Here is a 17,804-nt window from a genome sequence, read left to right as displayed (position 1 = left end):
TCTCGATGATTCCCGGAGAGATCCTCTTCGCCGACGACCCGATTGCGTACAACGAGGGCCGCGAGGTCACCCGGCTCACCGTCCTCAACGCCGCCGACCGGCCCGTCCAGGTCGGCTCCCACTACCACTTCGCCGAGGCCAACCCCGGTCTGGAGTTCGACCGCGCCGCCGCGCGCGGCAAGCGGCTGAACGTCGCCGCCGGCACGGCCGTGCGCTTCGAACCCGGGATCCCCGTCGACGTCGAACTCGTACCGCTGACCGGCGCCCGTGTCGTGCCCGGTCTGCGCGGGGAGACCGGAGGTGCCCTCGATGCCTGAGATCTCGCGTGCCGCGTACGCCGACCTGTTCGGCCCGACGACCGGCGACCGGATCCGGCTCGCCGACACCGATCTGCTGGTCGAGATCGAGGAGGATCGTTCCGGCGGGCCCGGGCTCGCCGGGGACGAGGCCGTGTTCGGCGGTGGCAAGGTCATCCGCGAGTCCATGGGCCAGGCGCGTGCCACCCGCGCGGAGGGCACGCCGGACACCGTCATCACCGGCGCGGTGGTCATCGACCACTGGGGCATCGTCAAGGCCGACATCGGCATCCGCGACGGGCGGATCACCGGGATCGGCAAGGCCGGCAACCCCGACACCATGGACGGCGTCCACCCGGACCTGGTCATCGGCCCGGAGACCGAGATCATCGCCGGCAACGGGCGGATCCTGACGGCGGGCGCGATCGACGCGCACGTCCACTTCATCTGCCCGCAGATCGCCGACGAGGCGCTGTCGGCGGGTATCACCACGGTCGTCGGGGGCGGCACCGGCCCGGCGGAGGGCTCCAAGGCGACGACCGTGACGCCCGGCCCCTGGCACCTGGCGCGGATGCTGGAGGCGATGGAGCAGTACCCGCTCAACATCGGCTTCCTCGGCAAGGGCAACACCGTCTCCCACGAGGCGATGCTGTCGCAGATCCGGGGCGGCGCGCTCGGCCTGAAGCTGCACGAGGACTGGGGCTCGACCCCGGCCGTCATCGACGCGTCCCTCACGGTCGCCGAGCAGACCGGCATCCAGGTCGCCATCCACACGGACACCCTCAACGAGGCCGGGTTCGTCGGCGACACACTCGCCGCGATCGCCGGGCGCGGCATCCACGCGTACCACACCGAGGGCGCGGGCGGCGGCCACGCGCCGGACATCATGACCGTGGTCTCCGAGCCGCACGTGCTGCCGAGCTCGACGAACCCGACCCGGCCGTTCACCGTCAACACCGCCGAGGAACACCTCGACATGCTGATGGTGTGCCACCACCTCAACCCGGCGGTGCCGGAGGACCTGGCCTTCGCCGAGTCCCGGATCCGGCCGTCGACGATCGGGGCGGAGGACATCCTGCACGACCTGGGCGCCATCTCGATCATCTCCTCCGACTCGCAGGCCATGGGGCGGGTGGGCGAGGTCATCATGCGGACGTGGCAGACCGCCCATGTGATGAAGCGGCGCCGGGGCGCGCTGCCGGGCGACGGACGCGCGGACAACCACCGCGTACGGCGCTACGTCGCCAAGTACACGATCAACCCGGCGCTCGCCCAGGGCCTCGCCCGCGAGGTCGGCTCCGTGGAGAGCGGCAAGCTGGCCGACCTGGTGCTGTGGGAGCCGGCGTTCTTCGGCGTCAAGCCGCAGCTCGTCATCAAGGGCGGGCAGATCGCCTACGCGCAGATGGGCGACGCGAACGCCTCGATCCCCACGCCGCAGCCGGTCCTGCCGCGCCCGATGTTCGGGGCGATCGGGCGGGCACCGGCCGCCAACTCCGTGAACTTCGTCGCGCCCCTGGCCGTCGAGGACGGGCTGCCGGAGCGGCTGGGCCTCGGGAAGCGGTTCATGGCGATCGAGTCGACACGCGGGGTCACCAAGGCCGACATGCGGGAGAACGACGCCCGGCCCGAGGTCCGGGTCGATCCCGACAGCTTCGCCGTGCACATCGACGGGGAGCTGGTCGAGGCGGCACCGGCGGCCGAACTTCCCATGGCCCAGCGCTACTTCCTGTTCTGAGGGCGTCCTGATGTCACGTGCGGCACTTCTCGTCCTGGCCGACGGCCGCTTTCCCGCCGGCGGCCACGCCCACTCCGGCGGGGCGGAGGCGGCGGTCAAGGCCGGGCGGATCAGGGGAGCGGCGAGCCTGGCGGACTTCTGCCGGGGGCGGCTGCACACGGCCGGCTCGGTGGCGGCGGCCCTCTCGGCGGCTGCCGCGCTGGGGATCGACCCCGTCACGCTGGACCGTGCCGCGGACGCCCGGACGCCCTCGCCCGCGCTGCGCGTCGCCGGGCGCAAGCTGGGGCGGCAGCTGATGCGGGCCGCCCGGACGACCTGGCCGTCCGCCGAACTGGACGCGCTGGCCCGGGAGTTCCCCAAGGGGGCCCATCAGCCGGTGGTGCTCGGGCTGGCGGCGCGCGCGGCCGGGCTGGGGCCGGTCGACGCGGCCTACTGCGCGGCGTACGAGAGCGTGAGCGGACCGGCCACGGCGACGGTGCGGCTGCTGAGTCTGGATCCCTTCGACGCCACGGGGGTGCTGGCCCGGCTCGCGCCCGAGGTGGACCACGTCGTGGACCGGGCGGTCGAGGCGGCGCGCAGGGTGGTCGACGAGGGGGTCGACGCGTTGCCCGCGGGGTCGGCGCCGTTGCTGGAGATCGGGGCGGAGGCGCACGCGGCCTGGCCCGTGCGGCTGTTCGCCTCCTAGGCAGTTGACCAGGTGGATGAAGTTGATCAACCCTCCCCCACCACTCGCATCAGTCGGACAAGAACGTAGGAGCCGCCCCATGCACCTCGACCACGACCACACCCACGACGGTCCCGGCGCCGTGAGCGCCGACGCCCTGAGGCCTGACGGCAGCCGCCGTGCCCTGCGCATCGGACTCGGCGGGCCCGTCGGGTCCGGGAAGACCGCCACCGTCGCCGCGCTGTGCCGCGCGTTGCGGGACGAGTTGTCCCTCGCGGTCGTCACCAACGACATCTACACCCGCGAGGACGCCGAGTTCCTGCTCCGGGAGGCCGTGCTGCCGCCCGAGCGGATCACCGCGGTGGAGACGGGAGCCTGCCCGCACACCGCCATCCGGGACGACATCTCCGCCAACCTGGAAGCGGTGGAGGACCTGGAGGACGCTGTCGGGCCGCTGGACCTGGTCCTCGTGGAATCCGGTGGGGACAACCTCACCGCGACCTTCTCCAAGGGGCTCGTCGACGCGCAGATCTTCGTGATCGACGTGGCGGGGGGCGACGACATTCCGCGCAAGGGCGGTCCGGGCGTGACCACCGCCGACCTGCTCGTCGTCAACAAGACGGACCTCGCGCCGTACGTGGGCTCCGACCTCGCCCGGATGGCGGCCGACGCCAAGGCGCAGCGGGCCGAACTGCCGGTGGTCTTCCAGTCGTTGCGGAGCGAGCCCGGGGTGACGGATGTCGCCGCCTGGGTGCGTGCGCAGCTCGCCGCGTGGGCGGCGCGAACGTGAACAGCGCCGGCGTGCGGTCCGTCGCGAGGATCGCCGCCCGGGACGACGGCCGGGGCGGGACGGCCCTGCCCGTGCTGGAGAGCGACGGGCCCCTGGCGCTGCGGCGCACTCGGGGGAGCGGTGCCGAGGCGCGGGTCGTGCTGGTCGGAGCGATGAGCGGGCCGCTCGGCGGCGACCACTTCACCGTGCAAGCCAGGGTGGAGGAGGGAGCGCTGTTGTCCGTCGGGTCGGCCGCCGCCACCATCGCCCTGCCGGGGCAGACCAAGGGAGAGGCCCGTTACGACGTCCGGCTCGACGTCGCCGACAGGGCCGAACTGCACTGGCTGCCCGAGCAGTTGATCTCCGCCCAGGGCAGCGACCTGTACGTCACGACGCGCGTCGAGCTCGCCGCCACGGCCCGGCTCGTGTTGCGCGAGGAGCAGGTGCTCGGGCGGGCCGGTGAGGAACCCGGACGGCTGACGAGCCGGCTGACCGTGCGGGTCGCCGGGCAGGTCGTGCTCGACCAGGAACTGGCCTGCGGGCCCGGCGCGCCGGGCGGCTGGGACGGCCCCGCGGTGCTCGCGGGTCATCGGGCGGTCGGGCAACTGATCGTCGTACGGCCGGAGTTCGCCGCCGAGCCGGTGCCGGCCCGGGTGCTCGGAGAAGGGGCCTCGCTCGCCCCGCTCGCCGGTCCCGCCGCCCTGGTGACCGCCGTGGCACCCGATGCGCTGCGGCTGCGACGGCTGCTCGACGAGGCACTGGCGTCCCTCGTGCGGATCTAGGGGGTGTCCGTAAAGTCCCGTCGCCCGCCCGGAGGGCAGGCGGGACTTTCGGACACGCCCTAAGGGCTCACGCGCCGAGCCAGGCGTCCTCCGCCGCGTAGTCGAACAGGTCCGGGTAGACCCGTGCCAGAGTCGGGAACGCTTCCTGCCAGTCCTGCCCGGACAGCCGGCGGGTGAGCCAGTCGACCGTCTCCGGCAGGCTGTCGGGGTAGGACACGACCGGCCGGTAGCCCACCTCCCGTTCCGCCGCGGTCATGTCGAAGACCACCGGCAGCTCCACCGACCAGGGCGAGCTGCCCACGGACGGTGAGGGTGCCGCCCCGTCCACCAGGACGGTCTCCGTCTCCACTCCCATCACCGCGTCCACCGCCGACCCGATCTCGGCCACCGTCGGCGGATGCGGATCACAGGCGTTGAGCACCCGCGAGCCGGGCCGGGCGGCCGCCAGCCGGATCAGTTCGGCGATGTTGCGGGCGGCCGACGTGTGGAAGCGGCTCTCACCCCGGTGGGCGAGCACCCTCCTGCGCCGGCCGTCGAGGTTCCGTTTCACGAAGTACAGCTCGCGGGGAAGCGGACTGTGGGGGCCGTGGATCGCGCCCGCGCGCAGCAGGGTCGTGGGCAACCGGTCGCCCGCCGCGAGGAGTTCCCTCTCCAGGGCGGCCTTGCCGGTGCTGTACGTGGCGTCCCCCGGCGGGACCGTCGGCTGGTCCTCCCGCACGGGCACGGGGTACCGCGGGAAACCGCCCGGCTCGCTCATCGTGTCGAAGCCGCGGCCCGTGCCGTCCTGGTACACCGACACCGTCGACACGACCACGGCCGAGCCGATGCGGTCGGCCAGCGCGGTCAACTGCCGCGCGTGACCGGCCCCGTAGGCGACGATGTCGACCACGAGGTCGCAGCCCTCGCCGATCAGCGCGCCGAGGGCCGCGTCGTCCTCGCGGTCCAGCCGCAGTGCCCGTACCCCGCCGGGCCAGCTCTCGTCCCGGGCCCCGCCGCGCGAGGCGGCCGTCACCTCCCAGCCGTCCCGCGCCAGCGCCTCCACCGCGGGCCGTCCTGTCTGCCCGCCGGCCCCGATCACCACAGCACGTCTCATACCGCGACCGTAGAGGGCCGAGGCGGCCGGGGAGACGGCTTCTGCCGACGGCAGACGTCTCACGTGAGCGGCAGACGCGGGAACTTCCGCTCCTTCGCGGCGGCGGCGGCCTCCTCGGCCTTCACGACGGCCGCGTACTGGTCGACGTACTCCTGCCCGGACAGGGAGAGGATCGCGTACATGATCTCGTCGGTGACGGCGCGCAGGATGGCCTTCTCGTTCTCCATGCCGGCGTAGCGCGAGAAGTCGAGGGGCTCGCCGAAGCGGATCACGACGGGATGGAGGTTCGGGATGACCTTGCCGGGCGGCTGGGCCTCGAAGGTGCCGATCATCGCGCAGGGGACGACCGGGACGCCGGCCCTGAGAGCCATGACCGCGACGCCCACCTTGCCCTTGTAGAGCCGGCCGTCGTGCGAGCGCGTGCCCTCCGGGTAGATGCCGAGCAACTCGTCCTTGCTCAGCACACCGAGGCCCTCGCGGATGGCGGCCTGCCCGGCGTCCTTGCCGGAGCGGTCGACGGGGATCTGCCCGGCGCTGCGGAAGAACGATGCCGTCAGGCGGCCCTTGATGCCGGGGCCTGTGAAGTACTCGGCCTTCGCGAGGAAGGTGATGCGCCGCTTGAGGACCGCGGGCATCAGGAAGTGGTCCGAGAACGACAGGTGATTCCCGGCGATGATGGCGGCGCCCTCCGCCGGAACGTGCTCCAGGCCCTCTATTCGAGGCCGGAAGACCAGCCTCAGCAGCGGTCCGAGCAGCACGTATTTCAGCAGGTAGTAGAACAAAGCGGGCGCTCCTCGACTCTTGCGGTGGGCTCAACCGCCGCGTTCCAGCAGGTCAACCGGCATGTCGTGGGGTGCCAGTGTAGGTGCAGGCATGGCCACCGGGCACCTCGTGCGACCGGACCGCGCCGATCCTTTGCCGATTGACTGATGGTCAGTCAGAGAGGTGTCTCCGGTGGTGCTCATGCGGCTGGGGAGGACCGCGGGACCAGCGTGCTGCTCCACGCGGGTGACCGGCAAGCCGAACGGGTGGCGTGGCGGGATGCGTGGGGTGCCTGGCCAGCGGCTGGCTCTTGCGGCCCTGCCGAGTAGTCTGCGACGTATGCGGATCTCTGTTTCCTCGGACATGGACGAGCCTGTCGCCCGCTCCCTCGTGGCCGCGCTGCGCGACCGAGGGCACGAGGTGCGCCCGCACGGCGCGCTGCGTCCCGGGGACGACCCTCAGTGGGCGGTGTGCTCGCAGGCCGCGGCCCGCGAGGTCGCCGACGGGACGGCCGACCAGGCCGTGGTGTGCTGCTGGACCGGCACGGGGGCCTCGATCGCCGCGAACAAGGTGCCGGGCGTCCGGGCCGCCCTGTGCACGGACGCCTACACGGCCGACGGGGCACGCCGCTGGAACGACGCCAACGTCCTCGCGCTCAGCCTGCGGCTCACGTCCGAGCCGCTGCTGAAGGAGATTCTCGACGCGTGGTTCGCCGGTGCGCCCAGCACGGACGCCGAGGACCGGCAGAACGTGGACCGCGTCAGGCTGTTCGACCACGGCAACACCCGCCGGTAGCTCACAGTCGCACGACGATCAGCGCCGTGTCGTCGGTGGCGCCGCCGGGCGGCAGCAGTTCCAGCAGGACCGTGTCGGCGAGGGTCTCGGGATCCTGGTGCCGGTTCCGGTACAGCGCGTCGGCGAGACGGGCCAGGCCGGTGTCGATGTCCTCGTGGCGCCGTTCGATCAAACCGTCGGTGTAGAGCACGAGGGTGGCGCCCGGGGTGAACGTCGTGCCGGCCTGGGGTCTGCGAATCGGGTCCGGCCGGGCGTCCAGGGGCGTGTCGGTGGCCCGGTCGAGGAACTCCGTGCGGCCGTCCGGGTGGATCAGCACGGGCGGAGGATGGCCGGCGCTGCTGTAGGTGATGGTGTGCCGGTCGAAGTCGATGAAGGTCGTCACCGCGGTCGCCGACTCGGCACCGTCCACCACGTGCGCGTAGCGCCCCAGCACGTCCAGCGCCTGGGCCGGCCCGTCGGCGACCCGGGAGGCCGCGCTCAGCGCGCTGCGCAGCTGCCCCATGACCCCGGCGGCCTCCAGGCCGTGCCCGACCACGTCGCCCACGGACACGCCGACCCGGTGGCCGCCCACCAGGTCGACCAGGTCGTACCAGTCCCCGCACACGTTGAGCGCGCCCACGGCGGGCCGGTAGCGGACGGCGGCCCGATGGTGGGGGCTGACCTGCCGGCGGGCGGGCAGCATGGCCTCCTGCAACGCCAGCGCCACCTCCCGCTCCCGGGAGTGCGCCTGACGCAGCCGCTCGTTGAGCTCCTGGAGCTCGCGGGCGCGGGTGTACAGCTCGGCCTCCAGGACCCGGGACCGGCCGCCCCGGCCTCCCCCCGGGCGGCCCCGGGCCCGGATCAGCTCCGTGACCTCCTCGACGCGGTGCAGGATCAGCACCACCTTGCCGTCGGGGCCCAGCAGTGGCGCGTTCACCGGACTCCAGTAGCGCTCCTGCCATTCCCCGGGCCGCTCGGGATCCTCGACGTCGTAGCGCTGGAGGGCCATGGCGTCGCGCTCCCCGGTGGCCAGGACCCGGTACAGCGAGGCCTCCAGGTTGCGCATGCCCGTCGAGGCGGGGTCGTTGGGGTTGTCGGGGAAGACGTCGAACAGGTAGCGCCCGACGAGCTGATCACGGGAGCGGCCGGACACCCGGACGAACTCCTCGTTGACGTCCGCGTACACCAGTTCGGGCGTCAGCAGCGCCACCATGCCGGGCAGGGCCCGGAACACCGCCGTGTAGTCGATCGCCGAATCCGTCATGGATGCCGCCTCACCGCTGCCGGGATCAGACCAGTTTCCCACGGTGTGGGCGAATCCGGCCCCGGCTCACTCCAGGTGCGCCGCCCCGGGCACCTCGGCGAGCTCCGTCAGGGACTGCTCCGCCCAGATGATCTTTCCCTGGGCGACGAACCGCGTGCCCCACCGCTGGGTCAGCTGGGAGACCAGCAGCAGACCGCGCCCGCCCTCGTCCGTCGTACGGGGATGGCGCAGATGGGGTGCGGTGGCACCGCTGTCGAAGACCTCGCAGACCAGGGCGCGCTCCCGGATCAGGCGGAGCCGGATGGGCCCGGTGGCGTGCCGTATGGCGTTGGTGACCAGCTCACTCACTACCAGTTCCGTGGTGAACGCCAGCTCGTCGAGCCCCCAGCGGGCCAGCTGCCGGGTGGCTGTGCGGCGGGCGTCGGCGACGAGGGCCGGGTCCGGGTCCAGGTACCAGGCCGCGACCTGCTCGGTGCCGAGGCGTTTCGTCCGGGCCATCAGCAGGGCCACGTCGTCGTACGGGCGCGCCGGGGCCAGCGCGTCGACGACATGCCGGCAGTGCGACTCCAGCGGGCCCGCCCCTTGCAGCGCCCGGCGCAGCCGTTCCCGGCCGGCGTCGACGGCCCAGGTCTCTCCCCGGGCCAGCAGCCCGTCGGTGTGCAGGGCGAGCGTGCTGCCCTCAGCGAGCGACAGCTCGACCGCCTCGAAGGGCGGACCGCCCACACCGAGCGGCGGCCCCTGCGGCAGCTCGACGAACGTGACCGAGCCGTCGGGCAGGACCACGGCCGGTGCGGGATGCCCCGCGGCGGCCATCGCGCACCCGCCGTCGACCGGGTCGTAGACGACGTACACACACCCGGAGCCCACGCACTGCGTGCCCGCGGAGCCCGCCGTGCCCGGTTCGGCGCCCTCTTCCCGGGCCGACCGCGCCACCAGGTCGTCGAGGTGCGCCAGCACCTCCTCGGGCGGCAGATCCTGAGCGGCCAGGGTCCGTACGGCCGTCCGCAACTGCCCCATGGCCGCGGCGGCGTCGATGCCGTGCCCGGGCACTTCGCCCACGACGAGCGCGACGCGCGCCCCGGACAGCGGGATGAGGTCGTACCAGTCGCCGCCCAGGCCGGTCAGCTCGTCGGCCGGCCGGTAGCACGCGGCCACCTCGACCGCGTCCTGCTCGGGGAGCCGGTGGGGGAGCAGGCTGCGCTGGAGGACGAGCGCGGCGTCGCGCTCGCGGGTGTAGCGCCGGGCGTTGTCGACGCAGACGGCCGCGCGCGAGACGAGGTCCTCGGCCAGACGCAGGTCCTCCTCGTCGAAGGGCTCCCGGCGATGGCGCCGGAAGAAGGTGGTGATGCCGAGCGTGGTGCCGCGCGCCCGGATCGGCACGGTCATCACGCTGTGCAGGCCCAGCTCCCGGAACCTGGCCTGCCGGCCGCTCGGTGCGTCGGTGGTCCAGTCCCGGGCCGACGGGTCGAGCCGTTCCTCGCGCCAGGACCGCCCCGTGGTGAGGCAGAGGACGGGGGGCGTTCCGGCCCGGAAGGCCACCACCTCGCCGATGTCGATGACGGACGCCACGAGGTCGTCCTCCGCGCACCGGTATCCGGCGCGGCGCAGGGCCACCGGCTCGTCGGTGTCCGCGAGCGGCCCGGGGGGCAGTTCGGCGCCTCGCAGTACCGTCTCCAGCAGGTCCACGGTGACGAAGTCCGCCAGTCCCGGTACGGCCACGTCGGCCAGCTCCTGCGCGGTGCGCATGAGGTCCAGGCTGCGGCCGATGCTCTCGCCGGCCCGGTCGAGCAGCGCCAGCCGCTGCCGGGCGCGGTGCCGTTCGGTGATGTCGACGACCGTGTAGTACACGCCCATCGGGTTGCCCTGGTCGTCGTCCAGCCGGGTGAACGACAGCATGTGTGCCGTCTCGCGCAGCGGGGCCGAAAGCACCTGGCCCACGTGCTCGTACCCGACCACGGCCTCGCCGGTCTCCAGCACGTGCCGCATCTGCGCCTCGACCGCCTGGGCGTCCAGGCCCGGCTGGACGTCCGCGAAGCGCAGGCCGAGGCGGCGCTGTGCCGGTCCGCCGCCGAACTGCTCCAGGGCGGCGTTCGACCACACGAAACGCAGGTCCGTGTCCACGATCGCGATACCGACCGGGGCGTCGGCCACCATCCGCTCCAGCACCGTACGGCTCATGTCCCAGCCGGGCGCGTCGGCCAGCTCCGACAGCAGCACCAGCCAGCGCTCGCCGCCGTGCGCCTCCTCGGCCGAGGTGATCCGGGCCGTGACCCTCACCGGCTGCCCGTCCCTGCGGCGGGCCGTCAGCAGCCCCGTCCAGCCGCCGTCCCTGCGGCACCGCTCGACCAGGTCCGGTACGCGCTGCGCGTCCTCGGCCGTCAGCAGATCCGCCAGCTTCCTGCCGATGGCCTCGGCAGCCGGATACGCCAGCAGCCGCCGGGCCTCGCCGGTCCAGCCCGTCACCACACCCTGCGGATCGAGCAACAGCGGCGCGGCGTCGGCCACGTCGAACCGCTCCCGGCCAACGCCGTACTCCTCGTGTCCCACGGCCGACCTCTCTGTCGCTGAGAGTGGTCTACCACCTCTTGCCTCAATCTTCACCCTTCCGGCTTGTGGGGGCGGCTTGTCCGGGGCTGGTCGGGGCGGGTTGTGACGAGCTCGGCCGAGACGGCTCATGGCGCATTCGGCCCGGCGGCGGCCACCCCGCTGCCGGGGCGGCCGCCGCCGTCACCCCTCTGCCGGGGCGTCCTCCTCCACAGCCCCTCTGCCTCCTACCGCAGCACCTTCTCCAATGAACCGAGCGCGTCCTCGAGTTCCTCGTCCGTGATGGTGAGCGGTGGGGCCAGGCGGATCGTGGAGCCGTGGGTGTCCTTGACCAGGATTCCCTCGCGCATGAGGCGTTCGCTGATCTCGCGGCCGGTACCGAGCGCGGGGTCGATGTCGACGCCCGCCCACAGGCCCCGCGAGCGGAAGCCGACGACACCCTTGCCGACCAGCCCGGTCAGGCCGTCCCGCAGGACCCCGCCCAGTTCGGTCGCGCGGCGCTGGAACTCGCCCGTCTCCAGCAGCTCGACCACCGCCGTGCCGACCGCGGCCGCCAAGGGGTTGCCGCCGAAGGTGGACCCGTGCTCCCCGGGGTGCAGCACCCCGAGCACCTCCCGCCGGGCGACCACCGCGGACACCGGCACGATGCCGCCGCCCAGCGCCTTGCCCAGCAGCACCACGTCCGGCACGACCGACTCGTACTCGACCGCCAGCGTGCTGCCCGTGCGGCCGAGCCCGGACTGGATCTCGTCCGCGACGAACAGGCACCCCTTGCGGCGGGTCAGCTCGCGCACACCGGCCAGGTAGCCCTCGTCCGGGATGATCACCCCGGCCTCGCCCTGGATCGGCTCGATCAGCACCGCCGCCGTCGTCTCGTCGACCGCCGCCTCCAGCGCGGCCAGGTCGTTGTACGGCACGATCCGGAAACCCGGCGTGAAGGGGCCGAACCCCTGCCGCGCCGTCTCGTCCGTGGAGAAGCTGACGATGGTCGTCGTACGGCCGTGGAAGTTGTCCGCCGCGACCACGATCGTCGCCCGGTCCGCCGGGACGCCCTTGACGTCGTACGCCCACTTCCGGGCCACCTTCACCCCGCTCTCCACCGCCTCCGCACCGGTGTTCATGGGCAGCACCATGTCCATGCCGGTCAGCGCCGCCAGCCGCTCGGCGAACTCGGCGAGCCGGTCGTTGTGGAAGGCGCGGGAGGTCAGGGTCAGCCGGTCGAGCTGGCGGTGGGCCGCCTCGATCAGCGCCGGATGCCGGTGCCCGAAGTTGAGCGCCGAGTAGCCGGCCAGCATGTCGAGGTAGCGCCGCCCCTCCACGTCCTCCACCCAGGTGCCCTCGGCACGGGCGACGACCACGGGCAGCGGATGGTAGTTGTGCGCGAGGACCGGCTCCTCCGCGCGGATGAGGTCCTGAGAGCCACGGGTACGGACGGGTGCTGTCATGAGCGGATCTCCCGGATCTCCTGGGTGCAGCACTTGATGCCGCCACCGGCCTTCTGGAACTCGGACAGGTCGACGGGGACGGGGACGTAGCCACGGCCGGCGAGCCGGCCGGCCAGGCCCGTCGCCCCCGGTGAGATGAACACGTGCCGCCCGTCGGAGACGGAGTTGAGCCCGAACGCCATCGCGTCCTCACGGGTGGCGAGCACCGCGTCCGGGTACAGCCGGGCCAGCACCTCGCGGCTGCCCGGCGAGAACGCCTCGGGGTAGTAGGCGATGTTCTCCTCGTCCAGGACGAACAGCGCCGTGTCCAGGTGGTAGAAGTACGGGTCCACCAGCGTCAGGCTGATCACCGGCAGCCCGAAGTACTCCTGCGCCTCGCTGTGGGCCTCACGGGTGGTGCGGAAGCCCGTCCCGGCCAGGATCCAGCGGCCGGCCGGCACCAGGTCGCCCTCGCCCTCGCACACCGACTCGGGGTGGTAGACCTCGTAGCCCTCCGACTTGAACCACGCCTCGTACGGCACGGACTCGCCACGCCGCTCGGGCGCGTGGAAGAGGGAGCCGAAGACGCGGCCGTCGACGACGACCGCCGCGTTCGCGGCGAAGACCATGTCGGGCAGACCGGGCACGGGTTTCACAGTGTCCACGGTATGGCCGTGGGCACGGTAGGCGTCGACCAGCGCCTGCCACTGGTCCAGCGCGCGGATGACGTCGACGGGTTCGCCGGGACGCATCCACGGGTTGATCGCGTACTGCACGGCGAAGTGTCTGGGCTCGCAGACGAGGTAGCGCCGCCGGCGCGGCACACGGGAGTCGGGCACAGAGGGGTCCCTCCGCTTCCTCACGGTGTGTGACTGGTGGTTGACACCAAGGTAGGAACTGGCGGAGGCGGCCGACAAGGAACATCAGTTGCGCGTGGGCGCAGGAACGCTGCGTCTTGAGGCCGGTCAGCGCACGCCTGCTGCGCCGCCCGGCAACTCCTCCGGCGCCGGATGGCTGGCACCCGCCTCCGGACTGTCCGGAAGCAGATGGGACAGCACCATCACGCTGATCGTCTTCCGGATGAAGGGCTCCTGGCGGATCCGCTCCAGCACCTCTTCGAAGTGCTCCACGTCCCGCGCCCGCACGTGCAGCAACGCGTCCGCACCGCCCGTCACGGTCATCGCCGCGGTGATCTCCGGGTAGTCGCGCACGACCTCGGCCAGCCGCCGCGGCGGGGCTGCGCCCTCGCAGTACACCTCGACGTAGGCCTCGGTGCGCCAGCCCAGCGCGGACGGTTTCACCGTGGCCGTGAACCCGGTGATGACGCCGGTCTCCCGCAGCCGGTCGACCCGGCGCTTGACCGCCGTGGCCGACAGCCCGATCGCCGTGCCGATCTCGGCGAAGGACGTCCGGGCGTTCGCCATCAACGCCGTGATGATCTTCCGGTCGAGTTCGTCGAACGGCGTGGACCTGCTGTTCATGCGGGCACTGTATCCACCGGTATCCCGGCCGCGCCCGGCCCGGCGCGGGCACCTCGCCCAGGGGCAACGTCCACCGGCACATGTCCAGACGTACCGATCGCCCCTACACTCCGGGTTCATGCTGCGCGCCCTCGCTGTCGACGACGAACGCCCCTCGCTGGAGGAACTGCTCTACCTGCTGCACGCGGACCCCCGCATCGGCAGCGCGGAGGGCGCCGGCGACGCGACCGAGGCACTGCGCCGCATCAACCGCGCCCTGGAGTCCGGCCCGGGCGGGCCCGAGGCGATCGACGTCGTCTTCCTCGACATCCAGATGCCCGGCCTCGACGGGCTCGACCTGGCCCGGTTGCTCACCGGGTTCGCCCGGCCGCCGCTGGTCGTGTTCGTCACCGCCCACGAGGACTTCGCCGTCCAGGCCTTCGACCTCAAGGCCGTCGACTACGTCCTCAAGCCCGTCCGCAAGGAACGGCTGGCGGAGGCCGTACGGCGTGCCGCCGAGCTGCGCGGCACCGCGCCCCGCATACCCGTGAGCGAGCCCGACCCCGACCACATACCCGTCGAGCTCGGCGGCGTGACCCGCTTCGTGGCCGTCGACGACATCACCCACGTCGAGGCCCAGGGCGACTACGCCCGCCTGCACACCGACAAGGGCAGCCACCTGGTCCGCATCCCGCTGTCCACCCTGGAGGAGCGCTGGCGCTCCCGCGGCTTCGTCCGCATCCACCGCCGCCACCTCGTCGCCCTGCGCCACATCGGCGAACTCCGCCTCGACGCGGGCACCGTCAGCGTCCTCGTCGGCTCCGAGGAACTCCAGGTCAGCCGGCGCCACACGCGCGAACTGCGCGACCTGCTCATGAGGAGGGCGTGACGGTGCCCCAGGACCACACCGAGCGCCGCGTCGTCGTCACCGGCCCGCCCCGCCAAACCCGCAGGGCCTCCGGCTACTACCGCCCGCGCACCGAGATCGACGAGCAGACCACCCTCGGCCACACCTACGTCCGCTCCCTGATGCGCACCCAGCTGCGCGCCGCCCTCGCCGTCTTCGCGGTCCTCGCTCTGCTCGTCGGCCCGCTGCCGCTGCTGTTCGCGGCGATGCCCGGCACCCGCCGCCTGGAGTGGGCCGTCCTCGGCTTCGGCCTCTATGCACCGCTGGTCCTGCTCGCCCGCTGGTACGTCCGCCGCGCCGAGCGCAACGAGCGCGACTTCGTACGCCTCGTCGAAGACCGATGAACGACGGCCAGCGACTGATGACCGACGACTGATGACCGACGACCCATGACCGACGATCGAACTGGCGCCCGATGAACTCCAACTACGCCGTCCCCGCCGTCGCCCTGGTCGTCGTCGCGACGGTCCTGGTCGGTGCCTTCGGCCTGCGCATCTCCCGCACCACCTCCGACTTCTACGTCGCCTCACGCACCGTCGGCCCCCGCCTCAACGCCGCCGCCATCAGCGGCGAGTACCTCTCCGCCGCCTCCTTCCTGGGCATAGCGGGCCTGGTCCTGGTCCAGGGCCCCGACATGCTCTGGTACCCGGTCGGATACACCGCCGGCTACCTGGTCCTGCTCCTCTTCGTCGCCGCCCCGCTGCGCCGCTCCGGCGCCTACACGCTCCCCGACTTCGCCGAGGCCCGCCTCGCCTCCCAGGCCGTACGGCGGCTGGCCGGTGCCTTCGTCGTCGGCGTCGGCTGGCTGTACCTGCTGCCCCAGCTCCAGGGCGCGGGACTGACCCTGACGGTGCTGACCGGGGCGCCCGACTGGCTCGGCGGCGTGATCGTCGCCGTCGTCGTGACCGCCACCGTCGCCGCCGGCGGCATGCGCAGCATCACCTTCGTCCAGGCCTTCCAGTACTGGCTGAAACTCACCGCCCTGCTCGTCCCCGCCCTGTTCCTGGTGCTCGCCTGGCAGAGCGACGGAGCCCCCCGCCACGCCTTCGACGAACCGTCCACCTTCCGCGAGCAGCGCGTCGTCCGCGTGGGCGACAGCATCGACCTGAAACTGGACCGGCCCCTCACCGTCACGGTGACCGGCACCGTGGACGGCCGTGAACACACCGGCGCCCGCCTCGACCTGCCCGCCGGCACCCACCGCGTCGAACGCGGCACCCGGCTCACCTTCGCCGAGGGAGCGACCGTCCCCGAGGCGCAGCGCAGCGGCGGCGACCTGTCGCCCGCACAGGCCGAGAGCCGCGAGGAACGCCCGCTGTACGCCACGTACGGGCTGATCCTCGCCACGTTCCTCGGCACCATGGGCCTGCCGCACGTCGTGGTCCGCTTCTACACCAGCCCGCACGGCGTCGCCGCCCGCCGCACCACCGTCGTGGTCCTCGGCCTGATCGGCGCCTTCTACCTCCTGCCGCCCGTCTACGGCGCCCTCGGCCGCCTCTACGCCCCGGAACTCACCCTCACCGGCGACACGGACGCCGCCGTCCTCCTCCTGCCCGACCGCATCATCGGGGGAGTGGGCGGCGATCTGCTGGGCGCGCTGGTGGCGGGCGGCGCCTTCGCCGCGTTCCTGTCCACGGCCTCGGGTCTCACCATGGCCGTCGCGGGCGTGCTCACCCAGGACGTCCTGCCCGCGCGGGGCGTACGGCACTTCCGGCTCGGGACCGCCCTCGCGATGTCCATGCCCCTCGCGGCGAGCGTCCTGGTCGGCGGGCTCCCGGTCGCCGACGCGGTGGGGCTCGCCTTCGCCGTGTCCGCGTCCTCGTTCTGCCCGCTGCTCGTCCTCGGCATCTGGTGGCGGCGGCTGACCCCGCCCGGCGCGGCCGCCGGCATGCTGGTCGGCGGCGGCTCCGCCCTGCTCGCCGTCGCCGCGACCATGGCGGGCTACCCGGGCCAGGGCGCGCTGCACGCCCTGCTCGCCTGGCCCGCGCTCTGGTCGGTGCCGCTGGGCTTCCTCACCATGATCCTGGTGTCCCTGGCCACTCCCGGCCGGGTGCCGCCGGGCACGGCGGCGGTCCTGGCCCGGTTCCACCTGCCCGAGGAACTGCGCACGGAGGTGACGGCATGAGCGGATTCCTGGCGGGCCTGTGCGTCGCCGTGCTCCCGGTGCTGGCCGTGGGCGTCTGGCTCGGCCGGCGCACGGCACGCCCCCAGAGCCTCGGCGGCCTGGGCACCCCCGTCGAACACGCCACCTTCGAGACCCTCCACACCGCCTCCCTCGCCGCACCCCCGCTGCGGGCCGGGCTGACGGAGGAGACCGCCCGCAAATCCGCCCGCAAACTGCGCTCCCTGCTCGGCACGGACGCCCTCTGCCTGACCGACCGCAAACAGGTCCTGGTCTGGGACGGTGACGGCGCCCACCACCGCACCGAGATCATGGAACGCCTGGCCGGCCCTCTGGAGACCGGCCGCGGCGAGGCCTTCCAGCTGACCTGTGACCTCCTCGACTGCCCGGTGCGCTGGGCGGTCGTCGCCCCGCTCACCGTCGACGACCGCGTACACGGCGCCCTCGTCGCCTGCGCGCCCCGCGAGTCGGCGGTCCTCGTCCGGGCGGCCGGCGAGGTGGCCCGCTGGGTGTCCGTGCAGCTGGAGCTGGCGGACCTGGACCAGTCCCGCACCCGCCTCATCGAGGCCGAGATCAGGGCGCTGCGGGCCCAGATATCCCCGCACTTCATCTTCAACTCGCTCGCGGTGATCGCCTCGTTCGTCCGCACCGACCCCGAGCGTGCCCGTGAACTGCTCCTGGAGTTCGCCGACTTCACCCGCTACTCGTTCCGCCGGCACGGCGACTTCACCACTCTCGCCGACGAACTGCACGCCATCGACCACTACCTGGCACTCGTACGGGCACGCTTCGGCGACCGCCTCGCCGTCACTCTCCAGATCGCCCCGGAGGTGCTGCCCGTCACCCTGCCCTTCCTGTGCCTCCAGCCGCTCGTCGAGAACGCCGTCAAGCACGGACTGGAGGGCAAGGCCGACAAGTGCCACATCCAGATCACCGCCCAGGACGCGGGTGCCGAGGCCCTGGTCGTCATCGAGGACGACGGCGCCGGCATGGACCCCGTCCTGCTCCGCCGTATCCTCGCCCGCGAGGTCAGCCCCTCGGGGGGCATAGGGCTCTCCAACGTCGACGACCGGCTCCGCCAGGTCTACGGCGACGGCCACGGCCTCGTCATCGAGACCGCCACGGGTGCGGGCATGAAGATCACCGTCCGGCTCCCGAAGTACCAGCCGGGCGTGCATTCGGCCGGACGGCTGACCCGGGAGTGAGCT

At 72.8% G+C, this 17,804-nt stretch carries 17 protein-coding genes; 10 read left to right on the top strand and 7 right to left on the bottom strand.

What is annotated here, in order from left to right; all coding sequences use genetic code 11:
• Window positions 1-5: 5 nt before the first annotated feature.
• The 5 genes from HDA41_RS05610 to HDA41_RS05590 all read left to right on the top strand — a co-directional run bounded on the left by HDA41_RS05610 (window position 6) and on the right by HDA41_RS05590 (window position 4,246).
• Window positions 6-317: an urease subunit beta gene (locus HDA41_RS05610; protein ID WP_086852527.1), complete on the top strand. Its 312-nt coding sequence runs from the start codon at window positions 6-8 to the stop codon at window positions 315-317.
• The gene (locus tag HDA41_RS05605; RefSeq protein WP_184981259.1) at window positions 310-2,031 is read left to right on the top strand and encodes an urease subunit alpha; all 1,722 of its coding nucleotides are present in this window, start codon (window positions 310-312) and stop codon (window positions 2,029-2,031) included. The genes HDA41_RS05610 and HDA41_RS05605 overlap by 8 nt, the downstream gene beginning before the upstream one ends.
• 10 nt (window positions 2,032-2,041) lie before the next feature.
• Window positions 2,042-2,716, top strand: coding sequence for an urease accessory protein UreF (locus HDA41_RS05600; RefSeq protein ID WP_184981258.1), 675 nt, complete (start codon window positions 2,042-2,044; stop codon window positions 2,714-2,716).
• 79 nt (window positions 2,717-2,795) lie between these two features.
• Window positions 2,796-3,485 (top strand): urease accessory protein UreG, encoded by a 690-nt coding sequence (ureG, locus tag HDA41_RS05595; RefSeq protein ID WP_086599482.1) that lies wholly within the window; start codon window positions 2,796-2,798, stop codon window positions 3,483-3,485.
• A complete protein-coding gene (locus tag HDA41_RS05590; protein ID WP_230299631.1) occupies window positions 3,482-4,246 on the top strand; it encodes an urease accessory protein UreD in 765 nt (254 codons plus the stop codon). Before ureG ends, HDA41_RS05590 begins: the two co-directional genes overlap by 4 nt.
• A 67-nt stretch (window positions 4,247-4,313) precedes the next feature.
• On the opposite strand, the gene HDA41_RS05585 is transcribed toward HDA41_RS05590, so the two are convergent.
• Entirely contained in the window at window positions 4,314-5,339 is a 1,026-nt protein-coding gene (locus HDA41_RS05585) for an NAD-dependent epimerase/dehydratase family protein (protein ID WP_184981254.1), read from the bottom strand.
• Between the two features lie 59 nt (window positions 5,340-5,398).
• Window positions 5,399-6,121: a lysophospholipid acyltransferase family protein gene (locus HDA41_RS05580; RefSeq protein ID WP_184981252.1), complete on the bottom strand. Its 723-nt coding sequence runs from the start codon at window positions 6,119-6,121 to the stop codon at window positions 5,399-5,401.
• A 319-nt stretch (window positions 6,122-6,440) separates the two neighbouring features.
• On the opposite strand from HDA41_RS05580, the gene HDA41_RS05575 reads away from it, so the two are divergent.
• Window positions 6,441-6,896, top strand: coding sequence for an RpiB/LacA/LacB family sugar-phosphate isomerase (locus HDA41_RS05575; protein WP_184981250.1), 456 nt, complete (start codon window positions 6,441-6,443; stop codon window positions 6,894-6,896).
• 1 nt (window position 6,897) lies between these two features.
• Here HDA41_RS05575 and HDA41_RS05570 read toward each other — a convergent pair whose 3' ends face one another.
• The 5 genes from HDA41_RS05570 to HDA41_RS05550 all read right to left on the bottom strand — a co-directional run bounded on the left by HDA41_RS05570 (window position 6,898) and on the right by HDA41_RS05550 (window position 13,588).
• Window positions 6,898-8,139, bottom strand: a complete 1,242-nt coding sequence (locus tag HDA41_RS05570) for a PP2C family protein-serine/threonine phosphatase (RefSeq protein WP_184981248.1) — start codon at window positions 8,137-8,139, stop codon at window positions 6,898-6,900.
• A 66-nt stretch (window positions 8,140-8,205) separates the two neighbouring features.
• Complete coding sequence (locus tag HDA41_RS05565) at window positions 8,206-10,686, bottom strand: SpoIIE family protein phosphatase (RefSeq protein WP_184981246.1); 2,481 nt, start codon at window positions 10,684-10,686, stop codon at window positions 8,206-8,208.
• Window positions 10,687-10,910: 224 nt separating this feature from the next.
• Entirely contained in the window at window positions 10,911-12,128 is a 1,218-nt protein-coding gene (gene rocD, locus HDA41_RS05560) for an ornithine--oxo-acid transaminase (protein WP_184981244.1), read from the bottom strand.
• On the bottom strand, window positions 12,125-12,946 hold the full coding sequence (gene ddaH / locus HDA41_RS05555) for a dimethylargininase (protein WP_184981242.1): 822 nt from the start codon (window positions 12,944-12,946) through the stop codon (window positions 12,125-12,127). The genes rocD and ddaH overlap by 4 nt, the downstream gene beginning before the upstream one ends.
• 126 nt (window positions 12,947-13,072) lie before the next feature.
• The gene (locus HDA41_RS05550) at window positions 13,073-13,588 is read right to left on the bottom strand and encodes an Lrp/AsnC family transcriptional regulator (protein ID WP_184981240.1); all 516 of its coding nucleotides are present in this window, start codon (window positions 13,586-13,588) and stop codon (window positions 13,073-13,075) included.
• A gap of 118 nt (window positions 13,589-13,706) precedes the next feature.
• Between HDA41_RS05550 and HDA41_RS05545 the strand changes: the two genes are divergently transcribed.
• From HDA41_RS05545 to HDA41_RS05530, 4 genes are all read left to right on the top strand, one after another.
• Window positions 13,707-14,456, top strand: a complete 750-nt coding sequence (locus HDA41_RS05545; protein WP_184981238.1) for a LytR/AlgR family response regulator transcription factor — start codon at window positions 13,707-13,709, stop codon at window positions 14,454-14,456.
• Between the two features lie 2 nt (window positions 14,457-14,458).
• Window positions 14,459-14,818 (top strand): hypothetical protein, encoded by a 360-nt coding sequence (locus tag HDA41_RS05540; protein ID WP_184993182.1) that lies wholly within the window; start codon window positions 14,459-14,461, stop codon window positions 14,816-14,818.
• Between the two features lie 71 nt (window positions 14,819-14,889).
• Window positions 14,890-16,599 (top strand): sodium/solute symporter, encoded by a 1,710-nt coding sequence (locus HDA41_RS05535; protein WP_184981236.1) that lies wholly within the window; start codon window positions 14,890-14,892, stop codon window positions 16,597-16,599.
• Entirely contained in the window at window positions 16,596-17,801 is a 1,206-nt protein-coding gene (locus HDA41_RS05530) for a sensor histidine kinase (protein ID WP_184981235.1), read from the top strand. Before HDA41_RS05535 ends, HDA41_RS05530 begins: the two co-directional genes overlap by 4 nt.
• The last annotated feature ends 3 nt before the right edge of the window (window positions 17,802-17,804 follow it).

The organism is Streptomyces caelestis (assembly GCF_014205255.1).
GTDB lineage: Bacteria > Actinomycetota > Actinomycetes > Streptomycetales > Streptomycetaceae > Streptomyces > Streptomyces caelestis.
The sequence above is the reverse complement of the archived record's forward strand: the minus strand, read 5'-3'. Positions and strand labels throughout refer to the sequence as shown.